Origin of the sequence: Caulobacter henricii (genome assembly GCF_001414055.1) — a bacterium.
GTDB classification, from domain to species: domain Bacteria; phylum Pseudomonadota; class Alphaproteobacteria; order Caulobacterales; family Caulobacteraceae; genus Caulobacter; species Caulobacter henricii.
This window is the reverse complement of record NZ_CP013002.1, coordinates 47,339-69,179: the sequence shown is the minus strand read 5'-3', so window position 1 is coordinate 69,179 and position 21,841 is coordinate 47,339. Positions and strand designations below refer to the sequence as shown.

21 protein-coding genes and 2 pseudogenes are annotated in these 21,841 nt (G+C 67.2%); 5 read left to right on the top strand and 18 right to left on the bottom strand.

Features of this window, described 5'->3' with window-relative positions; all coding sequences use genetic code 11:
* Positions 1-36: 36 nt before the first annotated feature.
* The 5 genes from moaC to moaA are packed head-to-tail and all read right to left on the bottom strand — an operon-like array spanning position 37 to position 2,780.
* Entirely contained in the window at positions 37-507 is a 471-nt protein-coding gene (gene moaC, locus AQ619_RS00315) for a cyclic pyranopterin monophosphate synthase MoaC (RefSeq protein WP_062142661.1), read from the bottom strand.
* Entirely contained in the window at positions 504-1,058 is a 555-nt protein-coding gene (gene moaB / locus AQ619_RS00310; RefSeq protein WP_062142658.1) for a molybdenum cofactor biosynthesis protein B, read from the bottom strand. The genes moaC and moaB overlap by 4 nt, the downstream gene beginning before the upstream one ends.
* A gap of 3 nt (positions 1,059-1,061) precedes the next feature.
* Positions 1,062-1,508 (bottom strand): molybdenum cofactor biosynthesis protein MoaE, encoded by a 447-nt coding sequence (locus AQ619_RS00305; RefSeq protein ID WP_062142655.1) that lies wholly within the window; start codon positions 1,506-1,508, stop codon positions 1,062-1,064.
* Positions 1,505-1,744, bottom strand: coding sequence for a MoaD/ThiS family protein (locus tag AQ619_RS00300; protein ID WP_062142652.1), 240 nt, complete (start codon positions 1,742-1,744; stop codon positions 1,505-1,507). The genes AQ619_RS00305 and AQ619_RS00300 overlap by 4 nt, the downstream gene beginning before the upstream one ends.
* Before the next feature lies 1 nt (position 1,745).
* Positions 1,746-2,780, bottom strand: a complete 1,035-nt coding sequence (moaA, locus tag AQ619_RS00295) for a GTP 3',8-cyclase MoaA (protein WP_062142649.1) — start codon at positions 2,778-2,780, stop codon at positions 1,746-1,748.
* 29 nt (positions 2,781-2,809) lie between these two features.
* Here moaA and AQ619_RS00290 point away from each other — a divergent pair, with 29 nt between their 5' ends.
* The gene (locus AQ619_RS00290) at positions 2,810-3,409 is read left to right on the top strand and encodes a nucleotidyltransferase family protein (RefSeq protein WP_062142646.1); all 600 of its coding nucleotides are present in this window, start codon (positions 2,810-2,812) and stop codon (positions 3,407-3,409) included.
* On the opposite strand, the gene AQ619_RS00285 is transcribed toward AQ619_RS00290, so the two are convergent.
* From AQ619_RS00285 to AQ619_RS00255, 7 genes and pseudogenes are all read right to left on the bottom strand, one after another.
* Entirely contained in the window at positions 3,406-3,624 is a 219-nt protein-coding gene (locus tag AQ619_RS00285) for a hypothetical protein (protein WP_062142643.1), read from the bottom strand. The two genes, AQ619_RS00290 and AQ619_RS00285, sit on opposite strands and share 4 nt — an antisense overlap.
* Positions 3,596-4,039 carry a hypothetical protein gene (locus tag AQ619_RS00280; protein WP_166504098.1) on the bottom strand — a complete coding sequence of 148 codons (444 nt, stop codon included), beginning with the start codon at positions 4,037-4,039 and terminating at the stop codon, positions 3,596-3,598. Before AQ619_RS00280 ends, AQ619_RS00285 begins: the two co-directional genes overlap by 29 nt.
* 66 nt (positions 4,040-4,105) lie before the next feature.
* Positions 4,106-4,453, bottom strand: a complete 348-nt coding sequence (locus AQ619_RS00275) for a hypothetical protein (protein ID WP_062142637.1) — start codon at positions 4,451-4,453, stop codon at positions 4,106-4,108.
* Positions 4,454-4,668: 215 nt separating this feature from the next.
* Positions 4,669-4,947 carry a hypothetical protein gene (locus AQ619_RS00270; RefSeq protein WP_062142633.1) on the bottom strand — a complete coding sequence of 93 codons (279 nt, stop codon included), beginning with the start codon at positions 4,945-4,947 and terminating at the stop codon, positions 4,669-4,671.
* A 121-nt stretch (positions 4,948-5,068) separates the two neighbouring features.
* Positions 5,069-5,251 (bottom strand): annotated as a pseudogene (locus tag AQ619_RS18580) (response regulator transcription factor); the annotation flags it as partial.
* Positions 5,252-5,315: 64 nt separating this feature from the next.
* Positions 5,316-7,502 carry a xanthine dehydrogenase family protein molybdopterin-binding subunit gene (locus tag AQ619_RS00260; RefSeq protein WP_062142628.1) on the bottom strand — a complete coding sequence of 729 codons (2,187 nt, stop codon included), beginning with the start codon at positions 7,500-7,502 and terminating at the stop codon, positions 5,316-5,318.
* Positions 7,499-8,032, bottom strand: coding sequence for a (2Fe-2S)-binding protein (locus AQ619_RS00255; RefSeq protein WP_062142625.1), 534 nt, complete (start codon positions 8,030-8,032; stop codon positions 7,499-7,501). Before AQ619_RS00255 ends, AQ619_RS00260 begins: the two co-directional genes overlap by 4 nt.
* A 157-nt stretch (positions 8,033-8,189) precedes the next feature.
* Between AQ619_RS00255 and AQ619_RS00250 the strand changes: the two genes are divergently transcribed.
* Positions 8,190-8,585: an MliC family protein gene (locus AQ619_RS00250; protein WP_062142622.1), complete on the top strand. Its 396-nt coding sequence runs from the start codon at positions 8,190-8,192 to the stop codon at positions 8,583-8,585.
* Positions 8,586-8,595: 10 nt separating this feature from the next.
* On the top strand, positions 8,596-9,492 hold the full coding sequence (locus AQ619_RS00245) for an NAD(P)-dependent oxidoreductase (RefSeq protein ID WP_062142619.1): 897 nt from the start codon (positions 8,596-8,598) through the stop codon (positions 9,490-9,492).
* A 116-nt stretch (positions 9,493-9,608) separates the two neighbouring features.
* Here the strand turns inward: AQ619_RS00245 and AQ619_RS00240 are convergent, their stop codons facing one another.
* The 4 genes from AQ619_RS00240 to AQ619_RS00225 form a co-directional block, all read right to left on the bottom strand.
* Positions 9,609-11,261, bottom strand: coding sequence for an MFS transporter (locus AQ619_RS00240; RefSeq protein WP_062142616.1), 1,653 nt, complete (start codon positions 11,259-11,261; stop codon positions 9,609-9,611).
* A gap of 69 nt (positions 11,262-11,330) precedes the next feature.
* Positions 11,331-14,006, bottom strand: a complete 2,676-nt coding sequence (locus AQ619_RS00235) for a PAS domain S-box protein (RefSeq protein WP_062142613.1) — start codon at positions 14,004-14,006, stop codon at positions 11,331-11,333.
* 96 nt (positions 14,007-14,102) lie between these two features.
* Positions 14,103-14,786, bottom strand: a complete 684-nt coding sequence (locus AQ619_RS00230; protein WP_062142610.1) for a Fe2+-dependent dioxygenase — start codon at positions 14,784-14,786, stop codon at positions 14,103-14,105.
* A gap of 87 nt (positions 14,787-14,873) precedes the next feature.
* Positions 14,874-17,231 (bottom strand): TonB-dependent receptor, encoded by a 2,358-nt coding sequence (locus AQ619_RS00225; protein ID WP_062142607.1) that lies wholly within the window; start codon positions 17,229-17,231, stop codon positions 14,874-14,876.
* Positions 17,232-17,437: 206 nt separating this feature from the next.
* Here AQ619_RS00225 and AQ619_RS00220 point away from each other — a divergent pair, with 206 nt between their 5' ends.
* Together AQ619_RS00220 and AQ619_RS19500 are read left to right on the top strand one after the other, a co-directional pair.
* Positions 17,438-18,154, top strand: coding sequence for a ribonuclease T2 (locus tag AQ619_RS00220; protein WP_062142604.1), 717 nt, complete (start codon positions 17,438-17,440; stop codon positions 18,152-18,154).
* Between the two features lie 525 nt (positions 18,155-18,679).
* Positions 18,680-18,814, top strand: a pseudogene (locus AQ619_RS19500) (hypothetical protein); the annotation flags it as partial.
* A 251-nt stretch (positions 18,815-19,065) separates the two neighbouring features.
* Here AQ619_RS19500 and AQ619_RS00215 read toward each other — a convergent pair.
* Together AQ619_RS00215 and pnp are read right to left on the bottom strand one after the other, a co-directional pair.
* Entirely contained in the window at positions 19,066-19,413 is a 348-nt protein-coding gene (locus tag AQ619_RS00215; protein ID WP_062142601.1) for a hypothetical protein, read from the bottom strand.
* Positions 19,414-19,564: 151 nt separating this feature from the next.
* Complete coding sequence (pnp, locus tag AQ619_RS00210; protein ID WP_062142598.1) at positions 19,565-21,703, bottom strand: polyribonucleotide nucleotidyltransferase; 2,139 nt, start codon at positions 21,701-21,703, stop codon at positions 19,565-19,567.
* Positions 21,704-21,841 lie beyond the last annotated feature (138 nt).

Here is a 21,841-nt window from a genome sequence, read left to right as displayed (position 1 = left end):
GCCGTGCGCCCGAACGTCAGCCCGCGACGGCCGAACCTAATCCCCCGTCCAGTCCCCCGACTTCCCGCCGGTCTTTTCGATCAGGCGCACGGCCTCGATGACCATGCCCTTCTCGGCGGCTTTCAGCATGTCGTAGATCGTCAGGCAGGCCACCGAGACGGCGGTCAGGGCCTCCATCTCGACCCCGGTCGGTCCGGTGGTCTTGACCCGGGCGGTGACGGCCAGACCGCCCTCGCCCGCCTCGACCTCGACCACCACCTTGGACAGGGCCAGGGGGTGGCACAGGGGGATCAGGTTCGAGGTCTGTTTGGCGGCCATGACCCCGGCGATCTCGGCCACGGCCCGGACATCGCCCTTGCGGCCGGTTCCGGAGACGGCCAGGGCCAGGGTCTCGGGGCTCATCCGCACGAAGCCGGTGGCCACCGCCTCGCGGGCCGTCTCGGGTTTGCCCGAGACATCGACCATGCGGGCCCGGCCCTGGTCGTCGATGTGGGTCAGCTTGCTCACTGTTCGAGCAGCCGGGGCATCAGCTCGACCATGTTGCAGGGCTTGTGGCGGCTGTCGAGCTGGGCGGAGATCACCTTGTCCCAGCCGTCGCGCACCGCGCCGTTGGAGCCCGGCAGACAGAAGACGAAGACACCGTCGATCAGTCCGGCCGTGGCCCGCGACTGCAGGGTCGAGAGCCCCACCGAGGCATAGGAGACCATGTGGAAGATCACCGAGAAGCCGTCGATCTTCTTGTTGAACAGCGGCTCCAGGGCCTCGACCGTGACGTCGCGGCCGGTCAGGCCTGTGCCGCCGGTGGTGATGATGGCATCGACCTGGCCGCCGGCGATCCAGGTTCTGACCTGATCGCGGATCTGGGCCACGTCGTCGCGCACCACCGCCCGGCCGCCCAGCTCGTGGCCGGCGGCCTTGACGCGATCGACCAGCACCTGGCCGGAGGTATCGCTTTCCTCATCGCGGGTGTCGGAAATGGTCAGGATCGCCACGCGCACCGGCATGAACGGAAGGTCCGGCTTGATCCCGCCACCGGGGGTGAGGCCTGCTGCCGACATGATCTACTCCTGATCCCAACGCGATGCGTCGGTCCTATCGCGGTCCGTCGGCTCGATCCAGCGGGCGCCGTCCGGACCATGCTCCTTCTTCCAGAAGGGGGCCCGGCTTTTCAGCCAGTCCATCAGGAAGTCGCAGGCCTCGAAGGCCTCGCGACGATGGCCGGCGGCGGTGGCGACGAAGACGATGGCCTCGCCCGGCGCGATGCGGCCCGTGCGGTGGACGATGTGATAATCGTGCAGGCGAAAGCGGGTTCTGGCGGTTTCGGCAAAGGCGCTGATCGCCGCGTCCGTAAAGCCGGGATAGGCCTCCAGCTCCAGCGCCGCCGCCTGACCCTTTTCGGCCCGGGCCAGGCCGACAAAACTGGCCACGGCACCCGTCTCGTCACGTCCGGCGCAGAAGCGGGTGAGCAAGGCGCCCGGCTCGAACGGTTCGGCGGTGAGGGTGATCATCCGCCGCTCATCGGCGGCAGGAAGGCGACCTCGGTGCCGGTGGCCAGCACGGCCTCACCCCGGACCAGCGCCTTGTCGACCGCGACCTGGACGCCGGGGCCGCTGAGGGCCTCGCCAAGATCTGGATCGTCATGGGCGATCAGGTCCCGCAACGCCGCGAGCGAAGTCGCCTCAAAGGCCCGGTCCCGCCAGCCGGCCTGGTCGGCCAGGCGTCCAAACAGCAGCACCTGCGCCATCTCAGCCCCCCGTGGTCGACATGTGGCGGGCGACGGCCGGACGGGCCCTGGCGATCTGGAAGTCATGGCCTTCGGGCTTGGACCCGATCGCGGCGAAGATCGCCTGCTGCAGCTCGGCCTCGGTCGCCCCGGCCCGGATCACCGCCCGCAGGTCCGAAGCGTCATCACGGCCCAGGCAGGTGTGCAGGGTGCCGGTGCAGGTCAGACGAACCCGATTGCAGGACTCGCAGAAATTGTGGCTGAGCGGGGTGATGAAGCCGAGGCGCCCGCCGGTCTCGGCGATGCGGGTGTAGCGGGCCGGCCCGCCGGTGGCATAGGCCAGGTCCTCCAGAGTCCAGAACGAGGCCAGGTCGCGGCGCACGTCCTTCAGCGACAGGTACTGGTCGGTACGGTCCTCGTCGATCTCGCCCAGCGGCATGGTCTCGATCAGGGTCATGTCGCAGCCGCGCTGGTGGGCCCAGCTGATCAGGTCCGGCAGCTCGGCGGCATTGTCATGCTTGAGGGCCACGGCATTGATCTTCACCGCTATGCCGGCGGCCAGGGCCGCATCGATGCCGCCGATCACCTGGGCGACGTCGCCGCCCCGGGTCAGACGCCTGAAGAGGTCGGGCTTCAGGGTGTCGAGCGAGACATTGATCCGCCGAACGCCATGGCGGGCCAGATCTTCGGCATATTTGGCCAGCTGGGTGCCGTTGGTGGTCAGGGTCAGCTCGTCCAGCGCCCCCGATCGCAGGTGACGCGACAGGCCGGCGACCAGCTCCATGAAGCCCTTGCGCACCAGCGGCTCCCCACCGGTCAGACGCAGCTTGCGAACCCCCAGACCGATGAAGGTCGTGGCGACACGGTCCATCTCCTCGAGGGTCAGGACCTGGGCTTTGGGCAGGAAGGTCATGTGCTCGGACATGCAATAGACGCAGCGCAGGTCACAGCGATCGGTCACCGAGACCCGAAGATAGGTGACGGCACGGCCGAAACCGTCGATCAGACGGGGCGCGGTCATGGCCGCTTGCGCGGGGCTGTCGTCATAGGGCGTCATGTCTGCCGGCAGGATAGGCGTTGGACAGGATGGCGGAAAGCAAAAGCGCAAGGTTCGCGGCGATCGTCCTGGCCGCCGGTCTTGGCACCCGGTTCGGCGGCGGCAAGCTGCTGGCGCCGTTTCGGGGCCAGCCCCTGATTGCCGGGGCGCTGGCTGCCGCTGTGGCGAGCCCGGCCGTCTCGGTCGTGGTTGCGATCGGCGACGACCCGGAGCTGGAGGCAACCATCCTCGGACTCGGCTCGGATGCCGACCTGACCGTGGTCAGGGTCGCCGATCCGGCCCGGGGCATGGGCGCGTCCCTGGCCGCTGCGGCTCAGGCGGTGCCCCCTGACATCGACGGAGTCTTTGTCTTTCTGGGTGACATGCCCCTGGTCACCCCCGAGGTCGCCCCGGCCCTGATCCGCGCCCTGCCCGGACGCGACGGCATCGCTGCGCCCTTCTATGAGGGCCAGCGCGGCCATCCGGTACTGTTAGGCGGTGACTGGATCCCGGCGCTGCGCAGGCTGGACGGCGATGTCGGTGCCCAGGCCCTGATCCGTCAGGCCGGTGAGCGGTTCATCAGGATCGAGGTCGACGCGGCCGGCATCCTGTTCGACATCGACCGTCCCGACGACCTTGACCGCGCCTAGTGGCAGGTCCGGCGCTGGGTCATCAGGATGGCGCGGATCTCGTCGATGATCCGGATCGCCCCCTCGGGGTCACCGCGCTCCTCCAGGGCAATCAGCCGCGGGATCAGGACGGCCAGGATCCGGCGCTGCTGTGGCCCGAGCGCGCTCAGTCCGCGCTTGAACTCGGCGATCTCCTCGGCGGAAACCTCATGAACGAGGGTCGTCAGGCCGCTCATGGCTGCGCCGCCGGGCCCGGACGGTCGACAGGGTCGCCACCAGCAGGGCAACCAGGACCCCGTAGCTGATCAGGGTCAGGCCCACGACGAGGGTCACCATGTAGATGCGCAGGTCGATGATCGATACGAGGTGCGAGGCCACGGCCATCATCTGGCAGGCGGCGGCCAGGACGCTCCACAGCCGTCGCGCCTTCAGCGAGGCCCAGACCAGCAGGACCATGACCACGGCGTCGATGGCCATGACCCGCCATTCGGGACTGAGGGGATCGCGGATCTGGGCAAAGGGGGTCGCGATCCAGCCGGCCAGATAGACCATGGCCACAAAGCGGGTCCAGCGGTCGCCCTTCCAGATGGCGAAGCCGCAGATCAGCACCGCAACGCTCAGGGAAATCCACGGTGTGAGGGTTTGGTACACGGCATGGCCCCGACGCGAACTGGCGCGTGACCATGCCGCATGCGGCACCGTTAGAGAAGACCGGGATCATGCGGCCCGACCGCCTTCCAGGGCGTGGAAGCCGCCCGTGCGCGGTATTTCCGGCGGCTTGTCCATCTCGCCGACGGACGCGGTGCGGCAACCGATCTGCTCGCGGACGGTCTGCAGGCCTCCGTGGGCCCGGACGATGGCCCGGCGGGCCGAAAGGATATGGGCCAGGGTCTCGCCCAGATCGTCCACCGCCGCCTGACCGATCACGGCCGACAGATTGGCCTGCAGTCTCAGGGTCGGCAAAAGGCCGACCAGTTCGGCGGTTTCGCGCAGGGCCGCGTCGATCGCCGCCTCGGCACGCATCAGTTTCTGGGCCCCGGCGCGGGCCGCATCGATCCGTTTCATGCAAGACTCTCCCGTCACGCGGCAGGCGGCCGCGCGTTCAAGATCTCGATTTTGGGGAATTCGCTCCGGCGCTCAGGACGCGGGCGGCGGGCTCCAGCCCTCGCGGAACCGCTGGAGGGCAAAGAGGAAGTCGTGGGCTCCGGTGGTCAGGGCGCCGAGCGCAAGTCCGCCCAGGATCGCCAGTCCAATGATCAGGCCCAGCCACTGCAGGGGAGTCAGGTCATCGCGCCAGCTCCTTCCTGCTCGGTCCGCAGGGGCCGATCGTCCGACAGAAAGGCCGTCGCCGCCAGAACGCGCAGCAGCAGCCTGGGCGGCGGATCGCCAGCCGTCTGGGCCTTCCTCAGGGCCGAGACCGTCTCCGAGACCAGCTGGCCCCGTTCCGGCGTACCCGCCAGCAGGACCAGCGCCTCTTCGAGGGACTGCCAGCTGGCGATGAAGAAGCCCGAGGCCTCCTGCCGCTTCCAAGTCCCGTCCCGGGTTTGCTCGTTGTTCATGACCGTTCTCACCTGTGAGGTGAGAGGACACCCGGGTCGGGGCCAGGGCTAGGTCATCCGATTGCTTACGGTAGTCATTACCGGGGTCGGCTTCCCAGGCCATGAAGGCCAGGGCCGCATCGCGGCGGCTGAGCCCCGCCAGCCGACGCCGCGCGCTGAGCACATGCATCTCGACCGTCTTGGGCGAGAGGCTGAGCAGCCGGGCGATTTCCTTGGACTGCAGATGGCGCGCAATCAGGCGCAGGATCTCCCGCTCACGCGGTGTGAGCCGTTCGAAACCTGGCGTGTCTTCAGGTGCCACCATAGCGACAGCATGCGGCCAGCTTCTCGCGACGTCCAGCGCCGGCAGGGCGCTGGACGTCACAAGTTCACGTCTGTTGCGTAAAGGGCAGCCGTGAAGTCGCCTTGCGGGTCGCCGCGAGCACGGCATTGGCCACAGCCGGCGCAATGACCGGCGTCCCGGGCTCACCCACGCCGCTCGGTGCCGCGCCGGACGGCAGGATGTGGGTCTCGACGGTCGGGGCCTCGTTCATCCGCAGAACCCGATAGCCGTCGAAATTGGTCTGATCAACGGCCCCGTCGGTCAGGGTGATCTCGCCGAACAGGGCGGCCGACAGGCCATAACAGGTGCCGCCTTCCATCTGGGCCGCGATCTGATCGGGCGAAATCGCCGTCCCGCAGTCAATGGCCGTGACTACGCGGCCGACCTTCGGCTGACCGTCGACCAGCTGGACCTCGGCGATCTGGGCCACCACGGAGCCAAAGCTTTCATGCACGGCCACGCCGCGGGTCCAGCCGGCGGTCGCCGTCGGGCCTGCCTTTTCAACCGCCAGGTTCAGGACCGCCAGGTGCCGCTCGGCCCCCGCCTTCACATAAAGGGCGCGGCGATACTCCACCGGGTCCTTGCCGGCCTTGAGGGCCAGCTGGTCGATGGTGTGCTCCATCACGAAGGCGGTGTGGGTGGCCCCCACGGACCGCCACCACAGGACCGGCACCCCGACTTCGGGCAGGGCCAGCTGGGCGTCGACGATCGGCGTGACCTTCAGATAGGGCGAGCCGGCCGTGCCCTCGGTCGCCGTCGGATCGGGCCCTTTGCTGCCGACCGGCGAGTCTTTCATGATCGACTGGCTGACAATGCGGTGACGCCAGGCGGCCGGATAGCCGTCCTTGTCGAGGCTGATCTTGACCGCATGCACGACCAGCGGGCGGAAATAGCCCGCCTGCATGTCGTCTTCCCGGGTCCAGACCAGCTTCACCGGCCGTCCCTTGCCGACCGCCTTGGCGATATGGACACATTCGACGACAAAGTCGGACTGGAAGGTGGCGCGCCGGCCAAAGGACCCGCCCGCAAACAGGGTCTCGATCTCGACGGATCCCGGCAGGGTCCCGACGATCTTGGCCACATTCAGCTGGTCCAGGGTCTGGCCCTGCGACCCGAAGGTCAACTTGACCTTGTTGCCATCGACGGCGGCCACACAGTTCATCGGCTCCATCGAGGCGTGGGCCAGATAGGGGAACTCATAGGTCGCCTCGAAGACCGCCGCGCCCTTGGCGTTCGCGATGACCGCAGCGTCGCCCTTGGACTCGAAGCCTTCCCATTTCTGGTCGGCCGGACCCTTGCCGGAGGCGAGGTCACGGAAGGTGGCCGCGATGGCCGACGAGCTGCGCTTCTCGGCCTTGTCCTCGTTCCACTCCAGTTTCAGGGCCTCGCGACCCATGCGGGCGGCATAGGTGGTCTGGGCCACGACGGCGACCCCGGTCGGGATCTCGAAGACATCGACGACACCGGCCACCTTGCGGGCTTCGGTGGCGTCAAAGCTCTTCAGCTTGCCGCCAAACCGCGGGGCATGGGCGACCATGGCCGTCAGCATGTCCGGCAGCTGGACGTCCTGGGTGAAGCGGGCCGTTCCGGTGCTCTTGGCCAGGGAGTCCTTGCGACGAACTCGATCGGTGCCAATCAGGGTGAAGGTTTTCGGGTCCTTCAGGGCTGGACTTTCAGGCGGGGTGATCTTGGCCGCATCGGCCAGCAGATCGCCAAAGCCGGCCGTCTTGCCCGAGGCATGGCTGAGCACGCTGTCCTTGACCTTGATCTCGGAGGCCGGAACGCTCCACTTTGCAGCAGCGGCCTGAACGAACATGGCCCGCGAAGCCGCGCCGGCCTTGCGCAACTCGTCCCAGGAATTAGAGATCGCCGAGGACCCGCCGGTCATCTGCGCGCCCTGGTTTCCGTTGGCATAAAGCTTGGCATTGGCCGGGGCCTGCTCGACCTTGACCCGCGTCCAGTCGGCGTCCAGCTCCTCGGCGACGATCGCCGCAAGGCCGGCGTGATTGCCCTGGCCAAACTCGATGTGCTTGGAGATCACGGTCACCGCGCCGTCGGCCCCGATCTTGATGAAGGGCCCAAAGGCACCGACCTCGACCTTGGACCCGGCGCTCAGCAGATCGGCCGGAGAGCAGCCGACCAGCAAGGCTCCCCCGACGAGGGTGGCACCGACCAGCACATCACGACGGCTGACACCGTCCTGGGCGACGAGCTTGTTGAAAGGCCCGTTCATCGGCCGGCTCCACGGCTGGTCGCGCCGGTAGCGGCGGCGATGGCTTCATCAATATCGGCATGGGGCAGGCCGGCGGTGGCGGGGGTCAGGCCCGCCGCGTCCTTGATGGCGGCGCGGATCCGCTGATAGGTGCCGCAACGACAGATATTGCCGCTCATGGCCTCGTCGATCTGCGCATCGCTGGGGGCCTTGGTCTGTTCCAGAAGGGCGGCCGCCGACATGATCTGGCCCGACTGGCAGTATCCGCACTGCGGGACGTCATGCTTGACCCAGGCCTGCTGCAGCGGATGGGTGCCACCCAGGCCTTCAATCGTCGTGATCTTGGACCCGGCCAGGCCCTCGATCGGGGTGACGCAGGAACGGATGGGCTGGCCATCGACGTGCACCGTGCAGGCCCCGCACTGGGCGACCCCACAGCCAAACTTGGTTCCCGTCAGGCCCAGCTCGTCCCGCAGGACCCAGAGCAGGGGGGTCGAGGGATCGGCCTGAACCGTCACCGCCTTGCCGTTCACATCGAGAGTCGCGGCCATGTGTCTTCGCCTCCAACCGAGCTCGGGCCGGGGCGCGACCCTGCTAGAGCCCCAAACCTAACACTGTTCACACTGCGGGGAAGCGGCAATTTTCGACCATCCGCCGGCAAGTTCGCGATGGAGTTGAACCCCATCGCCAGAAAGCGGTCCGCAGGCCATGACGGGGGCGCAAAGCGGCCGCAAATCCGGCTATGCTGGTCGCATCGTCAATCCGGCGATCCCGCCTTCGGAGTCCCTCGTGCGTCGCCTCGTTCTCGCCCTGACCTTTGCCGGCCTGACGCTTGGTGCCTGTGCCACGGTCGAGCCGGGCCCCTCGACGACGACGCCGGTCGCCTATGCCTGCAGCGGAGGCCGAAGTTTCACCGCCACCTATCCAGCGCGCGGCGACCAGGCCATCGTCTCGGCCGGCGGGGTGACCAAGGCCCTGCCCCTGGCGCGGTCCGCGTCCGGCGCGCGATATGCCAAGGGCCCGTTCCAGATCTGGAGCAAGGGCGACGATGCCAGCCTGGATGGCTTCCCGGGTGGCCCCTATGATGCCTGCCAGGCCCGCTGAGGGACCCCTCTTGGACAGTTTTCCCGCCTATTTCCCCCTCGCCGGCCGCAAGGTCGTGATCGCCGGCTCCGGCGACGGTGCCGACAACAAGGCCCGGCTGTTCGAGGGGTCGCCGGCCACGGTCGTGCGGATCGATGGCCATGCCGCCTTCCTGCCGGGGGCCTATGCCGGGGCAGTCCTGGCCTTCATCGCCAGTGAGGACGAGGTCTTTATCCAGGCCGCCGCCGCCGCCGCCCGCGCCGCGCGGGTCCTGGTCAATGTGGTCGACAAGCCCGCCCTCTGCGACTTCAACACCCCGGCGGTCATTGATCGGGGCGAGGTGGTGGCGGCCGTCGGGACCGGCGGGGCCTCGCCGGTGCTGGCCACCCTGCTGCGCAATGACATTGAGGCCCAGGTGCCGGAGGGCGCCGGCCGGGTTGCCGCCCTGCTGCGCCGTTTCCAGGACGAGGTCCGCAAGACCCTGCCGGCCATGCATGAGCGCCGCTCGTTCCTGCGCGATGCGGCGACCGGCGAGGCGGCCCAGGCGGCGATGTCGGGCGACATGGAAACCGCCGGGCGACTGTTCCGCGAGGCCCTGGCCAAGGGCTCGGCCCGCCGTGGCCGGGTGCGCTTCATTGCCGGCAAGGGCCCGTCGGATCTGCTGACCCTGCGCGCCGTCCGGGCCCTGTCCGCGGCTGATGCCCTGGTCTTCGATCCAGACGTCGATCCGCAGATCCTGACCATGGCCCGCCGCGACGTCGAGCGGATCACGCCCCACGAGGCCACGGCCGAGCGGTTGATCCAGCTGGCCTCCGAAGGTCGACAGGTCGTGCGCCTGATCACCGCGCCGGTCGAGCCGGCCCTGGTCCAGGCCCTGACCGCCGCCGACGTTGCGGTCGAGGTCCTGCTTTCAGCCCCGGCGAACTAGGGCGGCTTCCGACAAGTGTGAAACGGTTGTCGGATTGAAGAACGCTCCAGGCTTTTGACTTATGGCCCTGTCTCACCTGATGAGGCCATCAGGTGAGACAGGGCTCTAGGGCCGGGTCAGACTTGGTCCAGGGCCCTGCCCTTGGTCTCGGGCAGCAGGAACAGGGTCGTCAGGACACTGACCAGGGTGAAGAAGACCGGATACCAAAGGCCCGCATAGATATTGCCGACCGCCGTGACGATGGCGAAGGCGAAGAATGGCACGAAGCCGCCCACCCAGCCGGTGCCGATGTGATAGGGCAAAGACAGGGCGGTATAGCGCACCCGGGTCGGGAACAGCTCAACCAGACAGGCCGCCAGCGGGCCGAACAGGGCGGTCGCCGCGATCACGAAGACCAGCAGCACGCCGAACATGCCCACCAGGTTCATCCGGGCCGGATCGGCCTTGGCCGGATAGCCCGCCGCCGTCAGGGCCGCCTTGATCCGAGCTTCGGTGTCCGCCTTGACCGCCTTGGTTTCGGCTTTCGACAGGCCCTCGGCGCTGGGCGAGGCAACCACGACGTCGCCGACCTTCATCACCGCCGGGGTGCCGGCCGGGGCTTTCTGATTATCATAGGAGACCCCGGCATTGGCCAGGGTGCTCTTGACGATGTCACAGGACGACACGAAGGCGGCCTTGCCGACCGGGTCGAACTGCAGGGCGCAGTCTGCAGGATCGGCAATCACCGAGACCGGTGACCTGGCCGAGGCCTCGGCAAGGGCCGGATTGGCGGCGCGTTCGAGCAGGTGGAAGCCGGGGAAGTAGAAGACCAGGGCCAGGGTCATGCCCGCCAGCATGACCGGCTTGCGGCCCACCTTGTCCGACAACCAACCGAACACGACGTAGAAGATCGCGCTGACCGCCGTCGCGGTCATCATCAGGGCATTGATTGTGACCGGATCGACCTTGAGGAACTTCTCCATGAAGGTCTGGACATAGAAGAAGCTCGTGTACCAGACGGCCCCCTGGGCGCACATCATCGACAGGAAGGCCAGGATGACCAGCTTCATGTTCTTCCACTGGCCGAAGGCTTCGGCATAGGGTGCCTTCGAGGCCTCGCCCTCTTCCTTCATCTTGGCGAAGGCCGGGCTCTCGGTGAGCTTCAGGCGCATCCACACAGAGATGCCGAGCAGGCCGATCGAGACGGCGAACGGGATCCGCCAGCCCCAGGCGTCAAAGGCTTCAACGCCGACAGCGGCGCGAGTGGCCATGATCACCAGCAGGGCGCCGAAGAGGCCAAAGGCGGCCGAGGTCTGAACCCAGGAGGTCGACCAGCCACGCTTGTCGGGGGGCGAGTGCTCGGCGACATAGATCGCGGCGCCGCCATATTCCCCGCCGAGGGCGAAGCCCTGCAAACAGCGCAGGATGATCAGCAGGATCGGTGCGATGATACCGGCCTGCTCATAGGTCGGCAGGAAGGCGATGGCGAAGGTGGCACCGCCCATCAGCAGCACAGTGGCGAGGAACGCGCCCTTGCGACCGGCCTGGTCGCCGATCTTGCCAAAGACCAGAGCCCCCAGAGGCCGGAAGGCAAAGCCGACCCCGAACAGGGCCAGGGCGGCGATATAGCCGGCGGCGTCGGGCAGGCCGGTGAAAAAGGTCTTGGAAATGACCTGGGCCAGGCTTCCGAAAATGAAGAAGTCGTACCACTCGAAGGCGGTGCCGGCCGACGAAGCCGCCACCACTGTCCGCATGGATGCGCCCTCTTCCTGGGTCGTCTGGTCGGTCATTCGGGGTCCCCTTGAGCTGTCACACGCTCTTCGACGACTGCTTTAGCGTGGTTCGATCGTCGGGGAAACTCAGGCGACAGCGGTCTCTGAAATCGGCAGGCCGTCCGCCAGCCGCAGGATTTCGGTGACCAGGGCCGTCGGCGAGATCGGCTTGGCCGCGACCCCGTCCATGCCGGCGGCCAGATAGGCTGCGCGCTGGTGAGCCATGACATTGGCGGTCAGGGCAATGATCGGCGTTTTTCCGGCCGAGCCCGGCAGGGCGCGGATCCGCCGGGACGCCTCGAGCCCGTCAATCCCCGGCATCTGTACATCCATCAGCACCAGATCGAAGCCCCCCTCGCGGACAGCCTCGACGCCGGACTGGCCATTGTCGGCCAGGTGCACCACCGCCCCCAGCTGCTGCAGGATCCGCGACGCCACCAGCTGATTGGTCGGATTGTCCTCGACCAGCAGGATCCGCAGGCCGGCCAGAATGTCGGCCGAGGCCGGACCGATCGGCATCGGGGCGGCGCAGGCCGGCGCGGCAATGGTCAGGGTGAAGCGGGAGCCGACGCCAGGTTCGGACTGGAAGACGACCTCCCCGCCCAGCATCTGGGCCAGGCGCCGGGTGATGGCCAGGCCCAGGCCCGAGCCGCCGAACCGCCGGGTGGTGCTGGCATCCCCCTGCTCGAAGCGCTCGAACAGCCGCGACTGAACCTCGGTCGGCACGCCAACCCCGGTGTCGATGACGTCAAAGGCGATCATCGGACCGTCCGCGGCCTCAAGGCGACGCGCCCGGACCGTCACCGTGCCCTGCAGGGTGAACTTCACGGCATTGCCGATCAGGTTGAACAGGGCCTGACGCAGGCGGGTCGGATCGGTGCTGATCCAGCCCAGGGGCGGTGCGTCGATCACCAGGTCCAGACCCTTGGTCTCGGCCTGGGCGGCCATCAACCGCCCCACGCCCTGCAACAGGTTCAGCGGATCAACGGGCTCGGGGTGAATCTCCAGCTTGCCGGCCTCGATGCGCGAGATGTCGATCACGTCATCCAGCAGGGTCGACAGCATCTGGCCGCAGGCCAGGGCCTCACCCAGCAGGTCCTCGGCCTCGACCGGCAGACCCTGGCGCTTCAGCAGATGCATGACGCCGAGCACGCCGTTCATCGGCGTCCGGATCTCATGGCTCATATTGGCCAGGAACTGGGCCTTGGCTTCACTGGCAGCCTGGGCCTCGCGCTCGGCGGCCACCAGGGCCAGTTCGGCCCGCTTGCGCTCGTCGATGTCGAGGATCAGGCCGAAGGCCTTGCGGATCCGCCCGTTGGCATCGCGGCGCACCTCGTGAAACACCCGCATCCACCGGGCCTGCCCGGCGACATCCAGCATGCGGGCGTCGAAGACCTGGGGGCCGCCCTGTCGCCAGACAGGGGCGGAGGCCTTCAGGGCCTCACGATCCTCGGGATGCAGCATCGGCCAGACGGCCTCGCGCACATCCTCATAGGCAATGCGCCGCCCGAGCATGCGATGAAACTCCGGCGATCCCCAGAAGGACCGGCTGGCATGATCGATTTCATAGACCCCGGCCCGCGCCGCACCGAGGGCCGTGCGTAGCCGGCGGGCATTGACGTGGGCCTCGCGGCGAGCGTCGGCCAGGGCGGTAACGTCGTCCATATAGGTGATGACCCCGACGATCGCGCCGGAGGCATCGCGCCAGGGCCGGGCTTCCCAGCGCAGGCTGTGTTCGCCCCCCTCGGCGTCATGCAGCCGATCCTCCCTCCGGGCGACCACCTCGCCGGACAGGGCCCGGGTCACGGCCGAGACAAAGCGCCGGCGACTGCCGTGGGTCAGGTCGTGCAACGACTTGCCGATCACCTCCGCTTCGGTCGAGCGAAAGACCTCGAGGAATCGCGGGCTGACCACCTGCAGGCGCAGGTCGCGATCATAGACGGCCACCGCGAACGGGGCTTCCTCGACCAGTTGCCGGGCCCGGCGTTCGCCCCAGAGGGCCGCGTCGCGGCTGCGCACAACATCGGTGACATTCTGCGAAATCCCGGTCAGGGCGAACAGGCCGCCGTCCAGCGGCTCGGCCCGATAGGTCGACCTCAGGGTGAACCACTGATCGTCGCGACCGCGCAGCCGGAATTCCACCGCCCCGGCTTCGCCGGAACGGACCGCCTTGCGAAGAATATCGGCCACCTCGGTTCGCTGATCATCGTCCAGCCGGGCCAGAAAGGCGTCGGCGCTGTCCAGGTCGCTGGGCGACAGGCCAGTGGCGGTCAGGGCGTCAGGCGTCCAGTCGATGTGCTCGGTCACCGGATCATAGGTCCAGACGCCGATTCCGGCTGCCTCGGCGAGGATCTCCCGGGTGCGGGTGGCGGCCACCTCGACCGAGACATCATGCAGGGTGCCGACCATTTCACCGCCGGGGCCCAGGTGCGAGCGCCCCTCGAGCCAGACCGTCCCGCCGTCCTTGCACAGGACCCGCAGGCGGTTGACGGTAAAGCCGGTCTCCCGAAGCCGCCGGCCGGTGTCGATCAGTTCACCATGGCTCTCGGCGTGCAGGAACTTGATACAGGCCCGGCCGACCAGATCCTCCGGCGACCACCCCGTCAGGGCCTGCCAGGCGGGATTGACCACCGAGAACCGGCCGTCCGGCGTGACGACGGCGAACAGGTCCTTGGCATGGGCGAAGAACCAGCGGGCCGCTTCCGCCTCACCGAAGGGCAAGGGCGCGAGCAGGGTCGCGTCGGAAGACGGGGAAGACGGCATCGGGGCTCCGGGTGATCGCGCGAGGGATCGTGGAGCCCTTTGGTAAAGGGAGTGTTGCCTTGCACACCGATGTTCGCCGAGCGCGCTCGTCGAGCCTCAGACCTCGGCCCATTGCCGCAGCAGGTTGTGATAGGTTCCGGTCAGGGCCAGGATCGAGGGATCGGCCGCGCCCACCGTGCCCGACAATCGCTGGATAGCGACATCCATGTCCAGCAGCAGCGACCGGCGGGCATCCTCGCGCACCAGGCTCTGGATCCAGAAGAAGCTGGCCGTGCGGGTTCCCCGGGTCACCGGCGTCACATGGTGCAGGCTGGAGGCCGGATAGAGGATCAGGTCGCCGGCCGAAAGCTTGACCGCATGGCTGCCATAGAGGTCGTCAACCACCAGCTCGCCGCCGTCATAGTCCTCGGGTTCGGACAGGAAGAGGGTCGCCGACAGGTCGGTGCGCAGGGTCTGGCCGGTGACCGGATCACGGCGCACGGCATTGTCGATATGGTCGCCAAAGCCCATGCCCTCGCCATAGCGGTTGAACATCGGCGACAGGATCGTCCGGGGCAGGGCCGCCGAGACGAACAGGGGGTTGCGCTCCAGCGCCGCCAGGAGGATCGCCCCGACCGTCCGGGCCGCCTCGCCGGTTTGCGGCAGCTGCTGGTTCTGCTTGGCCAGGGCCGCCTGGAAGCCCGAGGTCAGGTTGCCGTCGACCCAGAGGGCGGCGTCGAGGATCGCCAGGCATTCGGCCACCTGGACCTTGGTCAGGACTTCGGGAATCTGCAGCATCATGATCGAAATTCCGTAGGTCGGACATGAAGGTGCCCCGTCCGGCCTGGGCCTGCCGGACGGGGCGAACGTCAAGTCGAGAGGGGAGTCTCAGTACTTGACGTTGACGGTCAGCATCGTCTGGCGGGCCGGCGCGGGGTCGGCGTGGTGGACGCCATTGGTGCGCAGGATATAGCGCTCGTCCGTCAGGTTCTGGACATTGAGCTGCAGGTCGATGCGGTCGTTGATCGCCCAGGAGGCAAAGGCGTCATAGCGGCTATAGGCCGGAGCATGGACCCGGTTGACGCCGCCGCCGGCCCCGCCCTGATTGCCGCCGAAGCTCCTGGAGACATGGTAGGCCCCGCCGCCGAGGGCGATCTTGCGGGTCACGCGATAGGTCGAGAACAGGCTCAGGCTATGCTTGGGCGTATTGGCCAGGGGGTCGCCCTGGTTGACGCCATTATAGGCCCCGCGCACCAGTTCGCTGTCCATATAGGTATAGCCGCCGAACACCTGCCACCGGGGTGTGACATGGCCCGAAATGCCCAGCTCGACGCCCTGGACCATGGCCTCGCCGACCTGCTCATAGACACCGGCCGCGACCTGGATCTGGGCGTTCTTGCGCTCGGTCCGGAACAGGGCTCCCGACAGGGCCAGGCGGTCGGCGAACAAGGTCCACTTGGCCCCCAGCTCGGCGCTGGTGGTGTCTTCCGGGTCCAGCAGGGTGGTCGCCAGATTGCCCGTGCCCGTGCCGGTCGCCGTGTTCTGGTCGCCGGCCGAAATGGTCGGCGGCGTCGAGGCGGTGGCATAGGAGCCATAGAGGCTGGAGGCGGCGGTCGGCTTGAACACCAGGCCGACCTGGTAGTTGAAGAAGTCCCACTCGGCTTCCGGAACGCTGGTGAAGACCGCGCCGGTGATCACGCCACTGGCGCTGGTCACCGTCACATTGGTGCCGCGGGTCTTGTAGACGTCATAGCGGCCGCCGAGATTGACCTGCAGCTTTTCGCTGAGCTTGATCGTGTCGAAGCCGTAGATCGCTGCGCTTTTTGTCACCGAGCGGGCCGCCGGGGCGCGGGTGATGGTCCCGTTCCAGCTGTCACTGGAGCTGGGGGCATAGAGCCGGGTGCAGTCGCCGGCTCCCGCTGCGGTGACATTGGCCGTGAAGCCGGCCGGACAGGCCGAACCCGAGCGGGTGAAGACCACATAGGTGGCGTTCTCATTGATCTCGCGGGCCAGCTCGATGCCGAGATTGAAGCGGTTCTCTACCGTCCCGAGATCAAACCCGCCGCTGAAATCGGTGACCGCCGCGACCGTGGTGGTCGGGTTCCAGCGCGTCTTGGTGCCGCGCTTCATCCACCAGTCGCCGGCCACGAACTGGGCCACGCCGCCATCGCCGGGATTGGTGACGACATAGTCGTTCAGCGATCTGGAATAGCGTACCGCCTGGCGGACGGCGAAGTCGTCATGGATCTGATGGTTGAAGATCAGGGTGGCGATATCGGCCCGGGTCTTCAGGAAGTCGCGCGCCGACAGGCCGTAATAGGCGTCGGGAGACACGTCCAGAATGCCGTCCGCCGGACGGGTGCGACCGTCGGTTCCGGCCGCGCCCCAGCTGCGCTTGGCGGCCAGGGGGATGCCGTAGTCGGGGTCCTGCTCGGTCTCCAGATGATAGTAGCTGGCCGTCACCTGGGTGTCGGTGCCGAGGCCGAAGGCCAGGGACGGGGCGACGCCCCAGCGCCTGAAATCGACACTGTCGCGGCCCGGCGTATCGCCTTGCGTGTACATCAGGTTCAGGCGCACCGCCGCTGTCTCGCCCAGGGCCTGGTTGGCATCGACCGTGCCGCGGACATTGGCGTCGGTGCCGGCGGCGAGGGAGCCGCGCAGGAAGCTGACGGGCTTGGGCGACTTGGAGCCCAGATTGATGCTGCCGCCGCCCGAGCCACGGCCGCTATAGACCGAGTCCGGCCCCTTGATGACCTCGACCTGTTCGAGATTGAAGACCTCGCGGGTCTGGCCGCCGCTGTCGCGGATACCGTCGACGAAGACATTGTTGCCCGAGGCCTGGCCCCGGATGAACGGCCGGTCGGCGAGGGGCTGGCCGCCCTCGCCCGCCCCGAAGGTGATGCCCGGCGAGGTTCGCAGAATGTCCTGCAGCGAGGTCGCGGCGGTCTGTTCGATGATCTTGTTGGAGATCACCGTGATCGAGCGCGGCGTGTCGACCAGCGGGGCGGTGTACTTGGCCGACTGGACGTCGGTGGCCCTGTGGCCGTCGACCTTGACCGCCGAGATCTCGGTTGGGTCGGCGGGGGCGGTCGCCAGGGCGGTCGAGGCCGGGGCCTCGGCGGCCTGGACCAGGCCCGCGCCAAAGGCCAGGCCGGCGACGCCGGCCACGGCGGCGGCGCCCAGGGCGCGCCGCTGACGGCTGACAATGCCCGGCAGGGCCGGATCACGGGGGCTTACATTACGCATCACAAATCCTGTCTGCAGAGGGGCGGCGATCCCGCGCGCCCTTTCTGATATTGCGAAGCGTTCTTATCTAGGGCCTTGTGGCAGTGCAATGATAATCATTCTCAATAATGATCCGGGCCGTCAGACGAGCGACGTCCTGCCGCGCCTGTTGTAAGGACATCGCGGCGGGGCCGCAGTCTGCGGGCCCGGCCAGCCCGGGAAGACCCATGACGGCCATGATTATCCGAACCCTGATCGGCGGGGCCGTGGCCCTGGGCCTGGCCGGCGCGGCCCAGGCCTCCGACCTCAAGGCCTGCACCCTGCCGCGCGACGTGGTGCCGGCCCCGGCCGAGGTGCCGCCGGCGGACCAGATCCACACCGACATTCCGATCGCGGCCTATCTTCTGGCCCTCTACTGGTCGCCCGAGGCCTGCCGGTCGAACATCCCGGAATCCGACAAGGCCATCCAGTGCGAGGCCAACAGCTTCGGCTTCACCGTTCACGGCCTGTGGCCCAATGGGCCCGACCGCGTCCACCCCCGCTATTGCCGGCCCAGCCCGCCGCTCAGCCTGAAGACGGTGAAGGCCAATCTCTGCATGACCCCCTCGCCCTGGCTGCTGCAGCATGAGTGGCAGGCCCACGGCACATGCGACTGGAAGACGCCCGAGGCCTATTTCAAAAAGGCCCGCGCCGTGCGCGCCGGACTGAACGTGCCCGACCTGCAGCCCGAGGCGAACGGGACCATGACCGCCGGTCAGGTACGCGCCGCCTTCCTGACCCGCAATCGTGGCCTGAGGGCCGAGGGCCTGAATGTCCGGGTCAACCGCGACAATCGCCTGACCGAGGTCTGGGTGTGCCTGGACCTGAAGTTCAAGCCGGCCGCCTGTCGCGGCGGCAACGGCACACCGGACCCGGTGACGATCCGGGTGACGCCGAAGCGGTAGACACAGGTTCGCAGCCTCGCCGGTTTGACCGGCGAGTGGGGAGGCGGCGGAGCGTCCGGGCCAGGCCCGGAAGAGTGTGATTGGAGTACCGTTTCGGCCGTGGCCGGAGCGCTCCGCGCGGTTGTTATCCCTCTGGCCGGGGCGCGCGGGTCTGGTTCAACCCTTCACCCCACCCGGATCCTGCCCTCCTCGCGACGGACTTGAGCCCTTGGGCTGCAGCCACGCCGATTCCGGAGGCACCCGGAGCGAACCTTCGGACGGGCGGGGGCTTTGGCCTTCCCCCGATGGACAGGTTTACGTCCCCTGCCCTCTTGAACCCGTACAACCGCCCCCACCGCGCGTGTCGGTCGCCAGCTGGACGCCCTCCCCTGCGATGGGGCGAGGAGAAGTATGGGGGCGTTTTGCGGGGGGCTGCGTCGATTTTGCATCGTGACGGTGGGTGGCGAGGCCAGGGCGTTGAAGTGGCTGGGGGCGAGGGTCGCGTATCCCCATACGGGAACGAGGATAGAGGCCCCCTAATCTCCACCGTCATTCCCGCCCTTGTGGCGGGAACCCCTCTGTCCGCCGCAGGTGCGGGAGGGGCGAAGTGCGCGCGCACTTCGCTGGCGTCTCACGTGTCAGCTGAAACAGGGGTTCCCGCCACAAGGGCGGGAATGACGGCTGTGAGGAATGGCTGCACATTTACTTGCCTATTCAGCAGGTGCGCCCTTCGCCCCCCTCGGGCGGAGCCATCCTTACATCTCACGGCGAGACGATCGCCGAGGCGTACAGGTCTCTCAAGGACGACGCTCTCGCGTCGCCGCGGAGCGGCGGCCCGCAGGGCCGTCCTTGACAGACCTGTACGCCTCGGCACGCTGCAGCCTCCAAGAGATGTAAGGATCGCACCGACCCTGGAGGTCTGCGGGCGACGTTTAGGCGGCCCTTGGTAGCTCAGCCTCGAAAGCGACAGAAAGCCGATCACCATGGGCGTGCGGCTCATACCAGATGTCTGTCTTTCCATCGAAGAACCGATAGACCTCATAGCGGTCCTCGAAGACCTCGATCAGGAGGTTGCTGGATTCCACCACGTCCCACTCAAGGCAGAAAGTCGGCCAGTATCCAGGAGAGACGGACGGTGCAGGGCGGTTCGTGCGCCGAATGTGCAGCAACAGATCCTCGAGATTCTGCCTAACCGTGGGCAAATACTCATCAGGGCGTTCAGCGATGATCTCGGCAACGGCTCGCGTCACCATGGCCCAATCATCTGTGTCAGTGCTCATTGCAGCATCTAGCCGCGCCCTGGTCGGAGTTACAACTGAACGTCAGGCCACCTCGAATTGCCAGCCCCAACCCACCTCCCAAACGCAAAACGGGCGGCCCCTTTCGGAGCCGCCCGCTGCATTCCGTCCGGAAAAACCGGGCTGAAAAGGCTTAAGCCTCTTCGGCCGCCGCTTCCTTCTTGGACAGGTCTTCGCCCGTTTCCTGGTCGACAACCTTCATCGACAGCTTGGTCTTGCCGCGATCGTCGAAGCCGAGAAGCTTGACCTTGACGATCTGGCCTTCCTTCAGCACGTCCGACGGCTTGGCGACGCGTTCGTTGCTGATCTGGCTGACATGGACGAGGCCGTCCTTGGCGCCGAAGAAGTTCACGAAGGCGCCGAAATCGACGACCTTGACGACCTTGCCGTCATAGATCGCGCCGACTTCAGCTTCCTGGGTGATCGACTTGATCCAGTCGATGGCGGCCTTGATCTTGGCGCCGTCCGAGGCCGAAACCTTGACCGTGCCTTCGTCGTTGATGTCGACCTTGGCGCCGGTGGTGGCGACGATCTCGCGGATCACCTTGCCGCCGGTGCCGATCACTTCCCGGATCTTGTCGGTCGGGATGGTGATGGTTTCGATCTTCGGCGCGTAGTCGCCGACTTCTTCGCGCGGCGCATCCATCGCCTTGTTCATCTCGCCGAGGATGTGCTCGCGACCGCCCTTAGCCTGGGCCAGCGCCTGCTTCATGATCTCTTCGGTGATGCCGGCGATCTTGATGTCCATCTGCAGCGAGGTGAGACCCTCGCTGGTGCCGGCCACCTTGAAGTCCATGTCGCCCAGGTGATCTTCGTCGCCGAGGATGTCGGACAGAACGGCGAAGCCGTCCTTTTCGAGGATCAGGCCCATGGCGATGCCCGAGACCGGACGGATCAGCGGAACGCCCGCGTCCATCATGGCCAGCGAGGCGCCGCAGACCGTGGCCATCGAGGACGAGCCGTTCGACTCGGTGATCTCGGAGACCAGGCGGATGGTGTAGGGGAAGTCTTCCTTGGCCGGCAGCATCGGGCGCAGGGCGCGCCAGGCCAGCTTGCCGTGGCCGATTTCGCGGCGGCCGGGGCTGCCCATCCGACCGGTCTCACCGACCGAGAAGGGAGGGAAGTTGTAGTGCAGCAGGAAGGATTCCTTGTAGGTGCCTTCCAGGGCGTCGATGAACTGTTCGTCGTCGCCGGTGCCCAGGGTGGCGACCACGATCGCCTGGGTTTCGCCGCGGGTGAACAGGGCCGAGCCGTGGGTGCGCGGCAGGATGCCGACTTCACCGAGGATCGGACGCACCTTGTCGACGGTACGGCCGTCGATGCGGATGCCGGTGTCGAGGATGGAGCGACGGACGATGTCGGCTTCCAGTTCCTTGAACACCGAGATCAGCTTCAGCGGATCGATGCCGGCCGGGTTGGTGTCGCTCTTGGCGAAGGTGTCGACGGCCTTGGACTTGGCGGCCGACAGGGCGGCAACGCGGTCGCCCTTGGCGCGGATGGTGTAGGCGGAGGCCAGGTCGGCGCCGACGGCCTTCTTCACTTCGGCCTTCAGGGCGTCGGTGTCTTCCGGCTGGAAGTCGAAGGGTTCCTTGGCGGCGTGTTCGGCCAGTTCAATGATGCCGTCAATCACGGCCTGCATCGACTTGTGGGCGAAGCTGACGCCGCCCAGGACGACCTCTTCCGAGAGTTCCTGGATTTCGGATTCGACCATCATCACGGCGTCGGCGGTGCCGGCCACGACCAGGTCCATCTTGCTGTCCTTCAGCTCGTCGAGCGTCGGGTTCAGGATGTATTCGCCACCGACATAACCGACGCGGGCCGCGCCGATCGGGCCCATGAACGGGGCGCCGGAGATCACCAGGGCGGCCGAGGCGGCGACCATGGCAACGATGTCGGGATCGTTCTCGAGGTCATGCTGCAGCACGGTGCAGACGACCTGGACTTCGTTCTTGAAGCCCTTGACGAACAGGGGGCGGATCGGACGGTCGATCAGGCGGGAAACCAGGGTTTCCTTTTCCGACGGACGACCTTCGCGCTTGAAGAAGCCGCCCGGGATCTTGCCCGCGGCATAGGTCTTCTCGATGTAGTTGACGGTCAGGGGGAAGAAGTCCTGGCCGGGCTTGGCTTTCTTGGCGAACACGGCAGTGGCCAGGACGACGGTTTCGCCCATGGTGGCCAGAACGGCGCCGTCAGCCTGACGGGCGATGCGACCGGTTTCGAGGACCAGCGTCTTGCCGCCCCACTCGATCGTCTTGCGCATGATTTCGAACATTTTTGCTTCTTTCGGTTCCGGAGGACCCATTTCCTTCCGGACGGACAGGGGCGGGCGGCCGAATGGCGGTCCCGAGTATTCCTCATCCAGTGCGACAGGCGTCCGGGGATCGTGATCTCCGGCCTAAGTGTTCGGAGC